Source organism: Streptomyces pallidus (ex Mingjun et al. 2026) (assembly GCF_051550185.1).
GTDB lineage: Bacteria > Actinomycetota > Actinomycetes > Streptomycetales > Streptomycetaceae > Streptomyces.
Map to the genome: position 1 here is coordinate 1,098,638 of NZ_CP196181.1, position 17,045 is coordinate 1,115,682.

General features: G+C 72.6%; 16 protein-coding genes. 4 read left to right on the plus strand and 12 right to left on the minus strand.

The window, feature by feature from the left end:
* Positions 1 to 149 precede the first annotated feature (149 nt).
* Positions 150 to 893: a carbonic anhydrase gene (locus ACSHWO_RS04605; protein ID WP_438310144.1), complete on the plus strand. Its 744-nt coding sequence runs from the start codon at positions 150 to 152 to the stop codon at positions 891 to 893.
* Between the two features lie 150 nt (positions 894 to 1,043).
* A complete protein-coding gene (locus ACSHWO_RS04610; protein ID WP_438310145.1) occupies positions 1,044 to 2,429 on the plus strand; it encodes a hypothetical protein in 1,386 nt (461 codons plus the stop codon).
* A gap of 58 nt (positions 2,430 to 2,487) precedes the next feature.
* Here ACSHWO_RS04610 and ACSHWO_RS04615 read toward each other — a convergent pair whose 3' ends face one another.
* Positions 2,488 to 2,685 (minus strand): hypothetical protein, encoded by a 198-nt coding sequence (locus ACSHWO_RS04615; RefSeq protein ID WP_361085821.1) that lies wholly within the window; start codon positions 2,683 to 2,685, stop codon positions 2,488 to 2,490.
* 129 nt (positions 2,686 to 2,814) lie between these two features.
* A complete protein-coding gene (locus tag ACSHWO_RS04620; protein ID WP_438310146.1) occupies positions 2,815 to 5,667 on the minus strand; it encodes a LuxR C-terminal-related transcriptional regulator in 2,853 nt (950 codons plus the stop codon).
* A 306-nt stretch (positions 5,668 to 5,973) separates the two neighbouring features.
* Here ACSHWO_RS04620 and ACSHWO_RS04625 point away from each other — a divergent pair, with 306 nt between their 5' ends.
* Entirely contained in the window at positions 5,974 to 6,960 is a 987-nt protein-coding gene (locus ACSHWO_RS04625) for an ion transporter (RefSeq protein ID WP_361085827.1), read from the plus strand.
* Between the two features lie 46 nt (positions 6,961 to 7,006).
* Here the strand turns inward: ACSHWO_RS04625 and ACSHWO_RS04630 are convergent, their stop codons facing one another.
* The 10 genes from ACSHWO_RS04630 to ACSHWO_RS04675 form a co-directional block, all read right to left on the minus strand.
* A complete protein-coding gene (locus ACSHWO_RS04630; protein ID WP_438310147.1) occupies positions 7,007 to 7,609 on the minus strand; it encodes a GNAT family N-acetyltransferase in 603 nt (200 codons plus the stop codon).
* Between the two features lie 154 nt (positions 7,610 to 7,763).
* Positions 7,764 to 8,234: a VOC family protein gene (locus tag ACSHWO_RS04635; RefSeq protein ID WP_361085833.1), complete on the minus strand. Its 471-nt coding sequence runs from the start codon at positions 8,232 to 8,234 to the stop codon at positions 7,764 to 7,766.
* 65 nt (positions 8,235 to 8,299) lie between these two features.
* Complete coding sequence (locus ACSHWO_RS04640) at positions 8,300 to 9,361, minus strand: pyridoxal phosphate-dependent aminotransferase (RefSeq protein ID WP_361085836.1); 1,062 nt, start codon at positions 9,359 to 9,361, stop codon at positions 8,300 to 8,302.
* Positions 9,358 to 9,765, minus strand: a complete 408-nt coding sequence (locus ACSHWO_RS04645) for a cupin domain-containing protein (RefSeq protein ID WP_438310148.1) — start codon at positions 9,763 to 9,765, stop codon at positions 9,358 to 9,360. Before ACSHWO_RS04645 ends, ACSHWO_RS04640 begins: the two co-directional genes overlap by 4 nt.
* Positions 9,762 to 10,781 (minus strand): class I SAM-dependent methyltransferase, encoded by a 1,020-nt coding sequence (locus tag ACSHWO_RS04650; RefSeq protein ID WP_361085842.1) that lies wholly within the window; start codon positions 10,779 to 10,781, stop codon positions 9,762 to 9,764. Before ACSHWO_RS04650 ends, ACSHWO_RS04645 begins: the two co-directional genes overlap by 4 nt.
* 87 nt (positions 10,782 to 10,868) lie before the next feature.
* Positions 10,869 to 11,996 carry an NAD(P)/FAD-dependent oxidoreductase gene (locus tag ACSHWO_RS04655; RefSeq protein WP_361085845.1) on the minus strand — a complete coding sequence of 376 codons (1,128 nt, stop codon included), beginning with the start codon at positions 11,994 to 11,996 and terminating at the stop codon, positions 10,869 to 10,871.
* Entirely contained in the window at positions 11,989 to 12,954 is a 966-nt protein-coding gene (locus ACSHWO_RS04660) for a hypothetical protein (RefSeq protein WP_361085848.1), read from the minus strand. Before ACSHWO_RS04660 ends, ACSHWO_RS04655 begins: the two co-directional genes overlap by 8 nt.
* 401 nt (positions 12,955 to 13,355) lie before the next feature.
* Positions 13,356 to 14,459, minus strand: coding sequence for an NAD(P)/FAD-dependent oxidoreductase (locus ACSHWO_RS04665; RefSeq protein WP_438310149.1), 1,104 nt, complete (start codon positions 14,457 to 14,459; stop codon positions 13,356 to 13,358).
* 334 nt (positions 14,460 to 14,793) lie between these two features.
* Complete coding sequence (locus ACSHWO_RS04670; RefSeq protein WP_385804541.1) at positions 14,794 to 15,135, minus strand: VOC family protein; 342 nt, start codon at positions 15,133 to 15,135, stop codon at positions 14,794 to 14,796.
* Entirely contained in the window at positions 15,132 to 15,302 is a 171-nt protein-coding gene (locus tag ACSHWO_RS04675) for a CopG family transcriptional regulator (RefSeq protein WP_385804543.1), read from the minus strand. The genes ACSHWO_RS04670 and ACSHWO_RS04675 overlap by 4 nt, the downstream gene beginning before the upstream one ends.
* 79 nt (positions 15,303 to 15,381) lie before the next feature.
* Between ACSHWO_RS04675 and ACSHWO_RS04680 the strand changes: the two genes are divergently transcribed.
* Positions 15,382 to 16,956: an MFS transporter gene (locus ACSHWO_RS04680; RefSeq protein WP_438310150.1), complete on the plus strand. Its 1,575-nt coding sequence runs from the start codon at positions 15,382 to 15,384 to the stop codon at positions 16,954 to 16,956.
* Positions 16,957 to 17,045 lie beyond the last annotated feature (89 nt).

Below are 17,045 nucleotides of genomic sequence, written 5' to 3' on the forward strand. Positions count from 1 at the left end.
GCCGCGGGCCCGCCCGGGCGCGGGCGGGGGACGGCGGGCGACCGGTGGCACGGGCGGCCGGCACGGGCGGTGATTGTCTCGCCCAAGGGGGTGCCGCCTCCGCGGTGGCTGCCCGGACCGCCGCTCCGGGGCGTCTAGCTTCAGCGCACATGAGTGTCGACAACGACGGCGGGCCGGCGTCCCCGCTCGCCCGGCGCGGGCTGGTGCGGGCCGGGCTGGGCGGCGCCGCCCTGCTGGGCACCGGGCTGCTCTGCGTCGCGTCAGCGGCATCGGGGAGCCGCCCGGAGCCCGGGGTGGGCGGGCCCCGGCCCGCAGGGCCCGAACCGGCCTGGCGGGAGCTCGCGGCGGGCAACCGGCGCTGGCGCACGCTCCACGAGCGCCACCCGGACGAGAGCCGGGCCGTACGGCGGGTCCTGATGGCCGGGCAGCACCCGTTCGCCGTGGTGCTGGGCTGCGTCGACTCCCGGGTGCCGCCGGAGCTGGTGTTCGACCAGGGGCTGGGCGATCTGCTGACGGTGCGTTCGGCAGGCCAGGTGCTGGACGAGGCGGTCCTGGGCAGCGTCGCGTACGGCGTGCTGGAGCTGGGCGTTCCGCTGGTCGTGGTCCTGGGCCACCAGGGCTGCGGGGCGGTCGCGGCCGCGGTGGACGCGGACGGGACCGGCGACCCGCTGCCGGCCCACGTCCGCTACCTCGCCGACCAGATCCGCCCCGCGGTGGACCCCGGCCTGCCCCGCCCCGCCCGGGTGGAGGCGGCCGTCACGGCGAACGTTCGCCGGGTGCGGGCGAGTCTGGCCGCCGAACCGGACCTCGCGGCCCGGATCGCGGCGGGCCGCCTGGCCGTGGTCGGCGCCCGGTACGAGCTCAGCAGCCAGCGGGTGACCCGGCTCGACTGACCCGTCCGGGCAGGGTTCCGGTCCGAGGGCGGGCGGCCCAACGCAGCGGGCATGGCTGCCGGCGCCCTCCCCCGGACGGACCCACCAGGGGTGCCGCGCGCCCCCGTACGGGCGCCAATGGAGGCAGAGCACCCATCCCCTGGAGTTGCCATGTCCTCTCCGAACGAACCGTCCGCTCCGGAACCGCCGCGCTCCGGGAGCCCGGCGCGCGAGGCGAACGGCGCGGCACGCGGATCGCCGGCGGGCCGCATCGTACAGAGCACGGTCTCGGCGGTCATCCTGGTCCTGACCTGCATCCTGGTGCCCGTCTCGGTGCTCACGGTGTGGGTGCACGACATCGTGCTCGACACCGACCGGTACGTGGCCACGATGGCCCCCCTCGCCCGGAACGAGGCTGTCCAGGCCGCCGCGGTCCACCGGGCCACCGAGGCCGTCGACGCCCGCGTCGACGCCCGGGTGGTCACCGACGACGTGGCCGACTGGCTGGAGTCGCAGGGCCTGCCGCCCCGGGCCGCCAACGCCGTGCGCGGGCTGGCCCCCCAACTGGACTCCGCCATCGACGGAGCCGTCACCAAGGTCGCCACCCGCGTCGTGGAGAGCGAACAGTTCGACGGGGTCTGGACGGGCGCGAACCGGGTGGCGCACACGGCCGTCGTCCATGCGCTCACCGGCCAGGGCCGGGGCGCGGTCGGCGTCACCGACGGCACCGTCACCCTGAACATCGGCACGCTGGTGGACCAGATCAAGGACGCCCTCGTGAAGGCCGGGCTGTCCCCGGCGAGCAAGATCCCGGAAGTGGACAAGCAGATGGTGCTCTTCCACTCCGACGAGCTCGGGAAGATCCGCAACGCCGCCCATCTGCTGGACGTCGTCGGGAACTGGCTGCCCGTCATCACCGTGCTGCTGGGCGCTGGCGGGGTGCTGCTGGCCCGGCACCGGCGCCGCGCCCTCGCCCGGACGGCGCTGGGCGCCGCGTTCGCCTGCCTGGTGGTGGCCATCGGCCTGGTCATCGGCCGGCGCTACTACCTCGACCACCTGCCCCCGCAGGTGCAGTCCCCGGCCGCGGCCGCGGCGATCTTCGACGCATTGGTGCGGTTCCTGCGGATCAGCCTGCGCACCGCGATCGCCCTGGGCATCGTCGTCGCCCTCGGCGCCTACCTGATCGGCCCCGGCCGGCTGCCGAAGGCGGTACGCGGCGCCTCCGACCGCACCGCGGACTCCGCCGCCGTCTGGGCGGACCACCACCGGATCCACACCGGCCGCGCCGGGACCTGGGTCGAGGCCAACCGCCGCTGGCTCACGCTGGGCGCCATGCTCGTGGTGGTCCTGGTCTTCGCCCTGTGGAACCACCCGACGGTGCTGACCATCCTGCTGCTGGTGCTCATCCTGCTCGTGCTGCTCGCCCTGATCGCGCTGCTCGCCGCGAGCGGCCGCGTGACCGCGGGGGCGGGCGCGGGTGCGGGTGCGGGTGCGGGTGCGGGTGCGGGCGGCGGTGCGGAGCGCCCGGCTGGGCCGCCGCCTCCGCAGGGCGGGTGAGCCGACGCCGCCGCCCCGCCCGCTCCGGGTGGCGCGGCGGCGCAGGGCGGGCTCCCGGTCACTCCGGGAGCCGGCGCATCTCCACCACGTGCAGGCCGAGGGCCTGGAAGCGGGCGAGCAGGCCGTACAGGTGGGCCTCGTCGACGACGGGGCCGAACAGGACCGTCTCGTCGGTGATGACGAAGTTCTTCAGCTCGGGGAAAGCCCCGCTGAGCGTCTCCGACATCTGCCCGTCGATGCGGATCTCGTATCGCATGAGCACACTCTTCTCCCGGCCGGGAAGGCCCGTTCCCTCCATGCTGGGCGCCTCGCCGCCCGCGGGCATCACCCGGTGGAGGTGAGTGCTGCCGGCGCCCTGCCCCGGGGGCCGTAGGACGCGAACGGGTCAGAGCAGCTCCAGTTCCCGGGCCCGGCGGACGGCCTCGCCGCGGCGGTTGGCGCAGAGCTTGCGGTAGATGCTCTTCAGGTGTGTCTTGACCGTGTTGACGGAGAGGCTCAGCTCGGCGGCGATCTCCTCGGTCGACAGCAGCTGCGCCGCGCAGGCGAGGACGTCGTGCTCGCGTTCGCTGAGCGGTTCGACGACGAGGACCGCCCCCGCCCCGCCGGAATCCGCGGGCCGGGCGGCTCCGGGCCTGGCTCCCGCTCCCGATCCTGCGCCGGCTCGGGATCCGCCACCGGCCCGGGTTCCGGCGGGGCCGGGCGTGAGCCAGTCGTGGCCGGGCACCGGGCGGCCGTGCAGGGCCCGGCGCAGCCACGGTCCGGCGTCGAGGAACGGGCGGCGCAGCCGCTCGGGGCGGGCCAGAGCGAGGGCGCGGACGACGAGGCGGCGCACCGCCGCCGGGTCGCCCGAGCCGTCCGCCGCTTCGGCACGCGCCAACAGGGCCCGCACGGTCACGGCGGGGCAGGCGGCGCCGCCGGTGGTGAGGGGGTCCAGGGCCTCGACGGCGCGGGCGCTCTCGCCGCCCGCGATCCAGGCACGGGCGGCGGCGACGGCGAACTCCGCGGCCCAGGGGGCCTCGGGTCGCGCGGCGGCGTCGGCGGGGTCGGCGTCCGTGGCCCCGGCGGTGTCGGCGGTCGGCACCGCAGGGAGCCCGGCCCGGGCCCCGAGGGCTGCCAGCGCGGCCTTCGGGTCCCCTAGGGCCAGGTGCGCGGCCGATGCAGCCAGGGCGAGGTGGGCGTCCGCCCAGGGGGAGGGTTCTCCCGCCGGGGGGTGGGCGACGGCAGCTGCCGACTGCGCGAGGGATCCCGTCGGGTCTCCCCCGGCCAGCAGCAGGCGGGCGCGCAGGACGGCGAGGCCGGCGGCGACGACGGGGTCGTCGTGGGCGCCGGCGGACTCCGCGGCCCGGTCCAGGGCGGCGCCCGCGGCCGCCAGGTCGTCCCGTTCCAGGGCGACGGCGGCCGGGACGAGATCGGCCGCCCCACTGCAGTGGGCCGGCAGCAGGCCGTTCCGGGTGGCCTCAGCGCCCGCCTCCCGGGCCCGGGCCTCGGCCCGGCCGAGCCGCCCCTGCAGGAGGTCGATCAGGGCGAGCCGGGCCAGGGCCTCGTGCCGCGGCGAAGCCGTCCCGGGTCCCTCGCAGGAGTCGGCGGCGGTCCGAAGTGCCTCCGCCGCGGCGTCGAAGTGCCCGGCCCACAGCCGCGCGGCGCCGAGGCCGGTCAGCAGCAGGGCGTCCAGCTCCGGATGGCGGGCGAGGTGCTCGGGCGGCACCTGTCGGGCCGCGGCCGCGGCGTCGGCTGCTCCGGCCTCGGCCATGGCCGCCGAGCCGGCCAGCCTGCCCGCCACCACGCGCAGGAACGCACGGGTCAGCCGCACCGGGGGCAGCTCCGGCACGTTCTCCGGGTCGTGCGGGTCGCGCGCCGGCGGCTCCTCGGCCGCGCGCAGCCGGTCCAGGCCGCGGGTGACGTCGTACCGGGCGAAGGCCAGGGCGGCCCGCACCAGTTCGGGGGCGGGGCCCGGGGTGCCGGGGGCCATCGCGGCGAAGACCTCGCCCAGCCGGTCGGCGTCGAGGCCGGTGAAGAGGCCGCCGACGGCGAGGTCGCCGACGAACCGCGCGGCGGCGTACTCCCAGTCGCCGGCTGCGGCGGCGTGCGGCAGGGCGCTCACGAGCTGCCCGGCCCCGCTGAGCCAGCGGGCCGCCGTCCGGTGCAGTTCCCGCTCCAGACCCGGTTGCCCGGACCGCAGGTGGACGCGGAGGATCTCGGCGAACAGCGGATGGTGGCGGTACCAGGAGTGGCCGACGGCCGTGACGAAGGCGTTGGCCCGTTCCAGCGAGGCCAGGATGGTCGCGCCGTCCTCGCGGCCGGTCAGGGCGTTGGCCAGGTCGGGGTGGGTCTGCTCCAGGATGCTGGTGCGCAGCAGCAGGTCCTGGGTCTCGAAGGGCTGCGTGGCCAGGACCTCGCCCAGCAGGTAGTCGGCGACGGTGCTGCGGCCCGCCTCGAACTCCTTCAGGAAGCGGGCCGGGTCGTCGGTCTCGTGCATGGCGAGGGCGCACAGCCTTACGCCGGCGGCCCAGCCCTCGGTCCGCTCGGTCAGCAGCCGGGCCGCCTCGGGGCCCCCGTCCAGGCCGTGGCGGTCCAGGAGGGCGGCCGTTTCGTCCTGGTTGAAGGCCAGGTCGGCGCTGCGGATGTCGACCATCTCGTCGCCGGCCCGGTACCGGTGGAGGGGCAGCAGGGGCTCCGTACGGCTGATGAGGACCAGGTGCAGGGCGGGGCGGGAGTGTTGGAGGACGAACGCGAGCTGCTCGGCGATCACGGGTGCGGACACGCGGTCGAACTCGTCCAGGACGAGCAGGACCGGGTCCCTCAGACCGCTCAGGTGGGCGGCGAACCGGACGAGCAGTGCGTGGTCGACCTCCTCGGCGCGGGCCGGGGTGCCGACGTCGTCGGGCAAGGGCAGTCCGTGGTGGCGCAGCGCCTCCAGGACGTACGCCCAGAACATGCCCGGGGCGTTGTCGTCGGTCTCGGTGGTCAGCCAGGCGACCGGCCACGGGAGGGGGTCCCGGGCGAGCCAGTCGGCGACCAGCAGGGTCTTGCCGGCGCCGGCCGGGCCGTTCACCAGGACCAGGGGGCGGTCGACGCCGTCGGCGAGGCGCTGCGTGAGGCGGGGCCTGCGGACGAAGGTGTGCGGGACGGAGGGGACCGCGAAGCGGGTGGGCAGGACCGGAACGCCGAAGGCCCGGCTGCCGCGGGGCTCCCGGGCCGCCGTGCGGGGGGTGGAGCGGGGGGCTGCTGTCTCACCCATGCCTATCACCAGGAAGGACGGGGCGGCCGCGCGTGCGGAACCCTTTCGGCATGATCGTACGTCCGGTGTCGGCGGGACACCTTTCGGATCACCTGTGCCGGGTGATGCGCGACCGCACGCAGCGAACCCTCGGGGGCGCCCGTTCCGGCACCTGCCGACCGGCCGGTCACCCGATGGCGTGAGAAAGCGCGGATACGCCACTCATGCGGGTGATCTCGAGGCGGGCGGGGCCGCGCGGGGTGTCACGATCACCGCCGGCTCCGCGTCACCGCAGCCCCTCGCTGCCCGATCGTTCGAGGACCGGCCTTGACCGTCATCGCCCCTTCCGCTCCGCCCCGCATCCGTCTGGCCGTGCGCTGCCGGGCCGTCGTCGACTCCCCCGCCTTCGGGGCCGGTGTGCTCGCGCTGATCCTGTGCAACGCGGTGCTGCTGGGCGCGGAGACGTACCACGGGTTCGCCGACACGCACCGGGAGCTGCTCGCGGGCGCCGAGAACCTGTTCCTGAGCCTGTTCGCGGTGGAGCTGGCGGTGCGCGCCGTCGCCTGCGCCGACCGGCCGAAAGCTTTCCTCCGGGACCCGTGGAACCTCTTCGACCTGGCCGTGCTCCTGGCCGCGTTCCTGCCGCTGATCCGGGAGAACACGAGCGTGCTGCGGCTGCTGCGGCTCAGCCGGGTGCTGCGCACCGCCCGGTTCCTGCCGCAGCTGCGGGTCCTGCTGATCGCGGTGGGGCGGGCCGTGCCGGGCACGCTCAGCTTCCTGTGCGTGGGCGCGCTCGTGGTGTACCTGTACGCGATGGTCGGCTGGATGTGCTTCGCCGGCACCGACCCGGTGCACTTCGGGTCGGTGGGCCGGGCCTGCCTGACCCTGTTCCTGCTGACCACGATGGACGGCTTCGCAGACGCGGTGCGGGCCGGGCTGGAGCTGTCGCGACTGACGCTGCTCTACTACGCCTCGTACGTGCTGCTGGCGTCGTTCGTCCTGGTCAACGTGTTGATCGGGGTGGTGCTGGGCTCCCTGGAGGAAGCCCGGGAGCAGGAGCGGCAGGCCCGGCTCGAACTCAGACGGCAGAGCCGCCCCGAGCCCGCTGGCCCCACGTCCGCCGAGCTCCGGGCCCGGCTGGCGGAGGCCCGGCGGGCCCTGGACGAGGTGGAGGCCGCGCTCGCCCGCACCCCGCACCCGGCCAGGTCCGAGCGGAGCGACCGGGGTGACGCGCCCGACGTGCCCGACCGGTCCGCCGGCCCGGGCGCCGCGGTCCCGGCCGGGTTCCGGGCGGTGTCCGGGCCGCCCGCGTGAACACGCGGCGCCGGAGGCGTGCCGCGGGACGGGCGGCGGAAGGGGGTCAGGGGCAGGGCATGCTCATGTAGAGCGCCTGCTCGCCCTCGGACGCGGTGCCCTGGTAAAGGCTGGTGTCCAGGCCGCAGAAGGCGAAGCCCATCCGCCGGTAGGCGTGGATGGCCGGGGCGTTGACGCTGGTCACCTCCAGCCAGATGTGCCCGGCGCCCCGCTCGCGGCCGAAGTCGGCGGCGTGCCCGATGAGCGCGCGGCCGATGCCCTGGCCGCGGTGGGCCGGGGCGACCTCGATGTCCTCGATGGTCAGCCGCCGGTTCCAGGCCGCGTAGGAGACGGCGGCGAAGCCGGCGACGGCCCCGTCCTCACCGACCGCGACGAAGGTGCGGCTGTCGCCCTCCGCTCCGCTGTCGTCGCCGTCGCCGTCGCCGTCGCCGTCCGTGTCGTCGTCATCGAACGCGTCGGGGAAGACCTTGACCAGCGGCGGGTCCACCGGCACCTCGCGGAGCGCGAACCCGCCGTCGGTGACGGCCACTTCGAAGACGGTGGAGGTGGTGAACGACCCGTCGAGGGCCACGATGGCCTCCGCGTCCTCGGGTCGGGCGGTGCGGAGGCGGTACGTCGTGCCGTACGTCGTGTCCTTGGTCGCGGTCATGCCACGAGGCTATGCCCGGGCCGCCCCGAACGGCAGGGGTTCGGCCGACTGGAGGCGCGGGCGGGCCGGGCGGGTCCGCTGCCACGGAGGGCCCGGGCGCGGCGGTGTCGCGCCGCGCCCGGGCCCGGGCCGTCAGCAGGGCCGGCCGGCCGTGTCAGCCGCCGACCGCCTTGCGCATGTGCTCGGCGGCGCGCCGCTCGAACTCCTCGTGCGGCACGTCCTCGATGTGGGTGGCGATCGTCCACCGGTGCCCGAACGGGTCGAGCACCTGCCCGGTCCGGTCGCCGAAGAAGTGGTCCTGGACCTCTCGCTGCGGCGTCGCCCCGGCCTTCACCGCCCGGGCGAAGGTGGCGTCGACGTCCTCGACGAACAGGTACAGGGTGACCGGGGAGCCGCCGATGGCGTGGGGGCCGAGCAGACCGGCCTCCTTCAGCTCGTCGGACAGCATGACGATCGTGCTGCCGATCCTGATCTGCGCGTGCATGATCTTGCCGTTGGGTGCGGTGGAGCGGGCCAGCTCCTGCGCCCCGAAGGCCTCGGCGTAGAAGGCGATCGCCTCGCTCGCGCCGTCCACGGACAGGTAGGCCGTCAGCTCCGCGTAGCCGTCCGGAATCGGTTTGACCATTCTTGACCTCTTGGGTTGTTCGGGTAAGGGAATCGGGTGTGGGGTCGGGTGTCGGGTGTCGGGCGCTACGCGGCGGTGATCCGGTCGAGTGCCGCGAGGAAGGTGCGCAGTTCGTCCTCGGTGCCGAGCGAGACCCGCAGGTGGCCGGGGTAGCCGAACATGCCGGTGTCCCGGACGAGGATCCCGTGGTCCTTCGCCAGTGCGTCCTGCGCCTCCCGGGAGGCGTCGACCCGGACGGCGACGAAGTTGGTCTCCGACGGCACGTACTGGTAGCCGCGCCGCTCCAGTTCCGCGTAGAACCACTCCCGGCGTTGCGCGGCGCCCCGGCGGATGCCGTCCAGGAACGGCTGGTCCGCCAGCGCGGCCAGGGCGGCCGCCTGGGCGACGCGGTTGACGCTGAACGGAAGGACGGTCAGGGTGCGGCGGACCTCGGCGATGAGGTCGGCGGGGCCGACCGCGTAGCCGATCCGCAGGGCCGCCAACCCGTACGCCTTCGAGAAGGTGCGCAGCGCCAGCACCGGGGCGTCCCCGTCGAGGAAGTCCCGGGTCTGGGGCAGGCCCGGGTCGCCGAACTCCTGGTACGCCTCGTCGAAGACCAGCGGCACGCCGCTCGCCCGCGCCGCGGCGACCAGGGCGGCGAAGTCCTCCTTCGCCAGGGCCGTCCCCGAGGGGTTGTGCGGGTTGCACACGTACCCGATGCCGTGCTCGGGCAGTGCGTCCGCGAAGTCCCCGATGTCGATGACCCCGTCGCGCAGGGGACGGGCGACGGCTCCGCGGCCGATGCGTTCGAGGGCCTCCTGGTAGCCGGGGAAGGTTCCCGCGGTGACCAGGCCGGGCCGCGCGAGGTCACCGAGGGTCAACGCGGTCGCCAGCACCAGTTCGTCGCTGCCGTTGGCCACGGCGATCCGGTCCTCGGAGACGCCCCAGTGCGCGGCGAGCGCCGTGACGAGGGTGTCCCGCTGCGGCGACGGGTAGCGGCTGACGCGTTCCAGTGCCCCGGTCGCGGCGGCGACCGCGGCGGGGCTCGCGCCGTACGGGCTCTCGCTCAGGTGCAGGCGCACCATCGAGTCCGCGTCGGGCACGCTGGTGTTGTAGACCTTCGGCTCCGGCCGGGCGGGCGCAGTCACAGGTCGGATCCCAACAGGATGCCGAAGCAGTAACTGCCCACCGCTGCTTCCTTGGTGACGAACTGGTGCACACTGCCGGCCGGGATGCGCATGACCGCCGGGGAGGTCAGCTCGTGGAGCACCCCGTCGAGGTGGACCTCGATGCGGGCCTGGCCCGGAAGCGGCGAGACGAGGAGGTAGATCTCGTCCACGTCGTGGGTGTGCGGCGCGGCGACGGGCTTGTCGACGAGCGTGCTGAGCTCACCGCCGGCGATCTGCACCGGCATGCCGCCGAACATGTCGCCGGTCAGGTAGAAGGGGGCGGGCTGGTGGTGTCCTGCGACCGCGAGCGGGATCGGCAGCTCGGACACGATCTCTGCGGTGGTCGGGGTGGTCTGGGTGGTCTGGGTGGTCTGGGTGGTCACGCTGCCTCCAGGACGAAGAGGTACGTGTGCGGCGCGCCGAAGGGCACCGCGTTGCGCAGCCGCATGCCGCCCTTGTCGAAGAGCTCCTCGTACTGCTCGCGGGTGTAGATCGGGACGCCCATGAGGGCGTGCGCCAGCTCGAAGCCGCTGGAGAAGATCGGCAGGGTGCCGTCGCCGTTCCTCGGCCGGACGGTGGTGTCGCCCAGCAGGAACGTGTTGGCCTTGGGGAACGCGGCGCGCAGGCGGGGTATCACCTGGTCGCGGCGCTGCGGGTCGACGAGCAGGTCGTGCAGGAACATGAAGCTCATCACGACGTCGGCCTGGTCGGCGCCCTCGACGCGGTGGTCGTTGAACAGGATGTCCAGCACGTCCGCGCACACCGGCTCGACGGTGCCGCGCAGCCCGTACCGCTCGACGGTCTCCGCCCCGAGTTCGGTGGCGGACTTGCTGATGTCGATGCCGATCCCGCGGCTGCCGGGGCGCCCCTTGACCAGCCGGGAGACCCGCTCGCTGACGCCCGCGCCGAGGTCGACGAGGGTGGTGAAGTCGAGCCGGGCGATCTCCTGGTCCAGGAGGTGCCGCATGAGGGCGCTGTCGGCCTGGGCCGAGCCGAGGGCCACCATGCCCTCGTCGCGGTGCAGGTCGACGCCGAAGCGGCGGTCCCCCCGGGCGACGGAGGCGGCGTTCGCGAAGATGTCGTGGTAGCCGCCGACGCCCCAGGTGAAGAAGCCGATGGCCTGGCGGACGTCCTCGCCGCTGCGGGTCGCTTCGACGCGGTCGCCGCGGACGTCGACGTATCCGAAGGATTCGGCTCCGCTCACCAGGGAGCGGACGACGGCGGGATCGAGGTCGTTCTCCCGGCAGAACGCGGCAATCTCCACGGAGCCGTCGTCCTGGAGTCTCTGGAACAGTCCGAGGCGCTCCAGTGCGTGGAGCACGTGGGCGCAGATGAAGCCGTTGAAGGCGGTGTCGGGGTTCAGCGGTGTGGGCGCCTGGCCCCGCCACTGTTCAGTCAAAGCGTGTACCGGCGACAATCGTCTACACCTCTCAGGAATGCGGCGGGCGGGCCGCAAAGGCACCGCCCGCCGCGTGAAATGACCTGCTCAGAAGGCCTCGAGACGGGCCAGGTTGGTGGCGAGGGAGTACGGGGTGAGGTCGACGCCCGGCGCCTTGCCGAGGTAGAGGTCCCGGATGATCTGGCCGGCGAGGGGGGCCTGCGCCAGGCCGTGGCCGGTGAAGCCGCCGGCGAAGAAGATCCGGTCGTGCTGGCCGCTGCCCTTGCCGATGATGGCCGACTTGGTGGGCGTGACGTCCAGGGTGCCGGTCCAGGCGCTGTGCAGCTTGAGGCCGTCGAGCTCCGGGTACCACTTCGGCAGCTCGTCGACGGCGGCCTGGTACCAGATGTCCCGCAGGCCGTCCTGCTTGGAGATGCGCTCCAGGCCGACGAGGATCGACTTGCCCATGCCCATCGTCTTCAGCCCGGACACGGGGTGGAAGGTGAAGGGCAGGTTGTGGATGTCGCGGTCGGTGCGGAGCGGGTCGCTGTGCAGCAGCTCGGCGAACTGCCCCCACACCGGCAGGTCCAGGCCCGCGAGCTTGGCGACGTCGCCGCTCCAGGGACCGGCCGCGATGACGACCGCGCCGGCGGTGAAGTCGCCCATCGTCGTGGTGACCACGCCGCTGTCGCTGTCGATCCCGGTGACGGAGACGTGGGAGTACAGGCGGGCGCCGTGCTGCCGCGCGGCCTCGGCGTACCCCTGGACGATCGCCTCCGGCTTGATCCGGTAAGTCGCCGGGTTCCAGACCGCGGCCTCGATGGTGTCCTTGTCCAGCCACGGGTTGAGCTCGACGGCCTGCTCGGCCGTGAGCATCTCCACCGCGGCGCCGGCCTCGCGGTGGTCCGCCAGGTCGGCCTCCAGCTCGGCCGCCTGCTGCGGGCTTGTGAGGATCGTCAGCAGGCCCAGGTCCTCCAGGCCGACGTCGACGCCCGTGGTCGCGGCGAACTGCCGGAAGTCCGCGAGGCTGCGCGTCGCCAGCTCGGAGTCGTGCGGCTTCCGGGGGAAATAGGTGCGGAAGGCACGGGCGGTCTGGGAGGTGGTCCGGGACCCGAACTGGTTCTTCTCGACGAGCACGACGTCAACGCCCGCCTTTGCGGCGTGGTAGGCGATGGACGTGCCGATCACCCCTCCGCCGATGACCAGCATTTCCGCCGTGTTCTTCTGCTCAGACATTCGCACCCCTCGTAATGGTCGGACGGTAGGTCCAGTTGTCGCCTTCGATGTCCCACGGGAACAGCTGCAGGTTCCAGGCACCGAGCGCATTCACGTACGTGGCCATCTGCGCCATGAGGGCGACGAAGTCCTCGCGCGTGGTGATGACGTCGAATGCGGCGACCACTTCCTTGGTGATGTCCCAAAGGGTGTTCATTCCGGTGTAGCCGAGGAACTCGGTCGGCTTCACGAGCAGGATCTTCGCCAGCTCGATCAGCGAGGAGAGCGGCATCTCGATGTTCCGGCCGGCCCGTACGAGGGTCGTGTAGTTCACGTATCCCAGCGGACGGGTCTCGCCGTTCACGGCGACCAGGGTCGTGAGGACCGAGTTCTTCGTGCCGGCCCCGGAGGTGCCGCGGGACTTGCCCTCGTGGATGTCGAGGAGTTCGTCGGTCGGGTCGACCAGGACCCGCTCGGTCTCCGCGGCGATCCGCTCGATCAGCCCGCGGAGCTTCTCGTTGCCGACGTCGACCCGCTTCACGCCGTGGCCGGCCGGGCCGTCCACGCGCCGGACGTGGGCGATGATCGGCTCGCCGTTTCCGTACACGGACTCCCAGATCATCTGCCCGATCTTGGGCAGCTGGTCGACGTCCTCGGGCACGACCTGTCCGATGGGCGAGGTCGGCATGGGCTCGGTGAGCTCGCCGTACTTGATGGTCAGGTGCTGCACCGCGGAAAGGAAAACCGTGCCGTTGGGCTGGATCTTCCGGTTCACCTTGTAATCCGGGACCGCGTGGAGCAGATCGTGGGCCGGCGGCACGTGGTAGAAGCAGTCGCCGGCCACGAGGGCGTGACCCTGCAGGGTCTTGTACGGCAATGACGCCCAAAGCGGCTCGACGAGGTCGGAGTTGCGCCCCTCGTCGAGGGTGACACGAACCTTGGCGCCGATGGGCTCCCAGGCGATCTCAATTTGTCGCATTGTACTCCTATCTCCTGCTATTCGGCCCCTGTCGCCCAGGAGAGAGCGCATGACAGGTTCCAGGGAGTTGGATACCGACAACGGGCTCGATGCCGTCGCGAATCGAATATAGGGATAGCGGCCGTTCACCCGATCGACAGGCCTGGTTTTTCTGTCAAATCCGAGCTTCTGTGTCACTTCAAGCCATGACCCCATTCAGGGAATACCAAATTCCGGCACCGCCGCAACGCTGCCGGAATTATTCGTTCAGGGAAACTGGAGGTAAAGGACTCCCCATGTCTGCTGGTCACGCCCGGGGCGGCGCCCCCACCGGAGCGGCTCGGAAACGCCGCAGGGCCGCCCACGGTGAACAGTGGGCGGCCCTGCGGCCGAGCCGGCGGTTCAGGCCGGAGCGCGTGCGGTCACGCCTCGTTGGCGGCCAGCGAGAACGGCGTGATGTCGACGCCGGGGTGCCGGCCGAGGTGCAGGTCCCGGACGATCTTTCCCACGGCGGGCGCCTGGCTGAGCTCGTGCCCGGTGAACCCGGTGGCGAAGAGGACGCGGTCGTGCCCGCCGTCGGCCCGGCCGACGATCCCCGACCTTGACGGCGTGATGTCGAGGGTTCCGGTCCACGCACTGTGCAGGGTGGTGCCCCGCAGGCGCGGGTACCAACGCCCCACCTCGTCGGCGGCCTCCCGCAGCCAGATGTCCCGCATGTCCGGCTCGGTGGAGAAGCGCTCCAACCCGACCAGGAAGGACGGCCCCATCCCCATCGTCTTCAGCCCGGCCCCGGGGTGGAACGTGAACGGTGTCGTGACGGCCTCCTCGCCGACCGGGTCGGTGCGGAACAGCTCGGCGAACTGGCCCCACACCGGCAGCTTGAGGCCGGCCAGCTCGGCGACCTCCCCGCTGCCCTGTGCGTCCGCGATCACGACGGCTCCGGCGGCGAAGTCGCCGGCCGAGGTGGCGACACGGCCGGTGGACGCGTCCAGCGCGGTCACGGTGACGCCGGGGACCACGCGCGCGCCGTGCTTGCGGGCGCCCTCCAGATAGCCGCGGAGCACCTCGTCCGCCCTGAGGCGGATCATCTGCGGGCACCAGAGCGCGAACTCGACGCCGGCCGGATCCAGCCATGGGTTCCGTTCGACGGCCTGGGCGACGGTCAGCTGCTCCAGCCGGACGCCCGCCTCGCGCTGTGCGGGCAGCTCGGCCTCCAGTTCGGCCGCCTGCTCGGGTGTCGTCGCCACCACGAGCATTCCGGTCTCGGCCACCTCCAGATCGATCCCGAGGGTGCTGCCGAACGATCGGAAATCGGCCAGACTCCGCACGACCAATTCCGAGTCGTACACCCGTCCGGGAAAATACGTACGGAATGCACCGGCGGTCTGGGTCGCGGTGGCGCCGGCCTGATCCCGCTCGAGCAGAACGACGTCGGCACCCGCCGCGGCGCAGTGATAGGCGACGGAGGCCGCGATCACCCCGCTGCCGATGACGACCAATTCCGCCGTGTTCTTCTGATCGGACATGCGCAATCTCCCGTGACGTGGCCTACCCGCGTCGACCCGCACCCCGAACGGCGGAGGTACGGGGGTGTTCGTTCGGCCGATGGGCTGAATCAGCCGAAATCATGGAGAGCCGCTGCGAACCGGCCAAAGAACCGCGGCGCACATGTGTCAGGTCGGCCGGGGCAGTCGACGAGTTGACGGATCATCCGTCAACTCGTCGGCCTGCGCGCCGGGGAGGCGGAGCATGGGGCGCATGAGGGCAGCCTGCGTCGATCGACCGACCGGGGTCGCGGGAGGACCGCCCGCGCAGCCGCGGCGACAGGGGCCGCCGCGGCCGTTCAGTGCTGCCGCGGCGTCACTTCTTGGGCGCCTGGAGGCTCCAGATGCGACCGTCGGGGTCGCGCACCTTCATCTCCTGGGTGCCGTAGTGGGTGTCCTCGAACGGCTGGACCACGTCGAGGGACGGGTCGGCGCTGAACTCGCCGGCGTCCGCGACCCGGAGCACGACCTGGGCCTCGGGCTTCTGGTCCTCGGGGACCTCGGCGAGCAGGACGTACGCGCCGTTGCCGTTGCGGAGCATCCCCGACCCCTCCTCGGTCGAGAACTCGACGTTGTAGCCCAGCGCCTGGAGGAACTTGGCCGCCTTGCCCCAGTTGTGGGTCTCGAGGTAGACGCCTTCGATACCTTCGGTGGTCATGCCTGCTTTCCCTTCGAGTGTTCCTGCTCTTGGTCGGCGAGATACGTGCGCAACGCCTCGGTGACCAGTGCCGAGAGCGATTGCTCGTTCTCAATCGCATGGTGCTTTATCTGCCGGATCAGATCCACCGGCAAGTAGACGTTGAACTGCTTGACTTCTGCACGCATGCTAGCATGCTAGCATGCGCCGATTCCTTGAACCACGTTTGTATGAACGCGAGTTACGAGCCGAGGAGGGCTCCGAACAATGAAACGCCAATGGTGGACGCTGATCGTGGTGTGCGCCGCCACGTTCATGCTGCTGCTCGACGTCACGATCGTCGCAGTCGCACTCCCGGACATCCAGCAGTCCCTGCACGCGAGCTTCAGCGGCCTGCAATGGACGACGGACGCCTACGCGTTAAGTCTCGCGGCGCTCCTGCTCACCTCCGGGTCCCTCGCCGACCTGTACGGCAGGCGGCGGCTGTTCCTGATCGGCCTGACGGTCTTCACCGCCGGATCACTGCTCTGCGGCATCGCCCAGGACCAGCTGACGCTCGTCCTGTCGCGCGCCGTGCAGGGGGTCGGCGGCGCGATCCTGTTCGCGACCTCGCTCGCCCTGCTCGCCGGCGCCTTCCAGGGCCGGGAGCGCGGCGCGGCCTTCGGCATCTGGGGTGCCGTCGCGGGTGTCGCCACCGCGCTCGGCCCGGTGCTCGGCGGTGTGATCACCAGCGGGATCAGCTGGCGCGGCATCTTCCTGGTGAACCTGCCCATCGGCATCGCCGCGATCGCCATCACCCTGCGCCTGGTGGACGAGTCCCGGCCGCCGCGTGCCTCCCGGGTCGACTGGCTGGGCATCGTGCCGCTCACCGTGGGTCTGTTCAGCCTGGTGTACGCGCTGATCAGGGCCAGTGACACGGCGTGGGACGACCAGGGCGTACTGATCTGCTTCGGCCTGGCGGCGGTGTTCCTCGTCGCGTTCGCGGTGATCGAGTCGCGGGTCTCCGAGCCGATGTTCGACCTGTCGCTGCTGAAGACACCGACGTTCCTGGGCGGCTCGATCGCGGCGTTCGCGATGAACGCCTCCCTGTTCGCGATGTTCATCTACATCGTGCTCTACCTGCAGAACGGCCTCGGCTTCAGCGCGATGGGCACCGGCATCCGGCTGCTGGTCAGCTCCGGCTGCACCCTCGTCGCGGCCATGGTGACGGGCCGGGTGATGAACCGCGTCCCGACCAAGTGGCTGATCGGCCCGGGCCTGGTCGTGGTGGGCATCGGCCTGCTGCTCATGCGGGGCGTGACCGCCGAGTCGGGCTGGACCCACCTCATCCCCGGCTTCATCGTCACGGGCATCGGCGCCGGCATGGTCAACCCGCCGCTGGCCTCGACCGCGGTCGGCGTCGTCCAGGTGTGGCGCGCCGGCATGGCCTCCGGTGTCAACCAGACCTTCCGCCAGGTCGGCATCGCCGTCGGTATCGCCCTGTACGGCTCGATCTTCACCTCGTCGCTGCACGACTCCCTGCGGGACGGCCTCTCGGGCGTGCCCGCGCTCCAGGGGCGCACCGACCAGGTCGCGGACGCCATCCGCATGGGCGCCCCCGAGCGGGCGATCTCCGCGGCCCCCGCGGAGTTCCACGAGCAGGTGCGGACCGCGGCCCACGCCGGCTTCGCCACGTCCCTGAACGACCTGCTGCTCGTCAGCGGCATCCTGGCGCTCGTCGGCGGTGTCCTGGCCTTCGCCCTCATCCGCGCCAAGGACTTCGTCCCCCAGGGCCCCCCTGGCGGCGGCCCGGGCCGCCCCCCGTCCCAGCCGCAGAACACGGAGGCCTCCCCGGCCCGCTGACGGACCGGACCTCCTGACCGCGCCTCACCCGAGAACGGCACTGCACCCGACGGGCCCGTCGGGTGCAGTGCCGTTCTCCGTACCGGCTC

What these genes read in the sequence shown, in the direction of transcription:
- ACSHWO_RS04665 (WP_438310149.1), bottom strand. Translation starts at nt 14,459, where the DNA reads ATGTCCGATCAGAAGAACACGGCGGAATTGGTCGTCATCGGCAGCGGG.
- ACSHWO_RS04620 (WP_438310146.1), bottom strand. Translation starts at nt 5,667, where the DNA reads ATGGGTGAGACAGCAGCCCCCCGCTCCACCCCCCGCACGGCGGCCCGG.
- ACSHWO_RS04660 (WP_361085848.1), bottom strand. Translation starts at nt 12,954, where the DNA reads ATGCGACAAATTGAGATCGCCTGGGAGCCCATCGGCGCCAAGGTTCGT.
- ACSHWO_RS04630 (WP_438310147.1), bottom strand. Translation starts at nt 7,609, where the DNA reads ATGACCGCGACCAAGGACACGACGTACGGCACGACGTACCGCCTCCGC.
- ACSHWO_RS04635 (WP_361085833.1), bottom strand. Translation starts at nt 8,234, where the DNA reads ATGGTCAAACCGATTCCGGACGGCTACGCGGAGCTGACGGCCTACCTG.
- ACSHWO_RS04655 (WP_361085845.1), bottom strand. Translation starts at nt 11,996, where the DNA reads ATGTCTGAGCAGAAGAACACGGCGGAAATGCTGGTCATCGGCGGAGGG.
- ACSHWO_RS04615 (WP_361085821.1), bottom strand. Translation starts at nt 2,685, where the DNA reads ATGCGATACGAGATCCGCATCGACGGGCAGATGTCGGAGACGCTCAGC.
- ACSHWO_RS04675 (WP_385804543.1), bottom strand. Translation starts at nt 15,302, where the DNA reads ATGCGTGCAGAAGTCAAGCAGTTCAACGTCTACTTGCCGGTGGATCTG.
- ACSHWO_RS04670 (WP_385804541.1), bottom strand. Translation starts at nt 15,135, where the DNA reads ATGACCACCGAAGGTATCGAAGGCGTCTACCTCGAGACCCACAACTGG.
- ACSHWO_RS04610 (WP_438310145.1), top strand. Translation starts at nt 1,044, where the DNA reads ATGTCCTCTCCGAACGAACCGTCCGCTCCGGAACCGCCGCGCTCCGGG.
- ACSHWO_RS04680 (WP_438310150.1), top strand. Translation starts at nt 15,382, where the DNA reads ATGAAACGCCAATGGTGGACGCTGATCGTGGTGTGCGCCGCCACGTTC.
- ACSHWO_RS04605 (WP_438310144.1), top strand. Translation starts at nt 150, where the DNA reads ATGAGTGTCGACAACGACGGCGGGCCGGCGTCCCCGCTCGCCCGGCGC.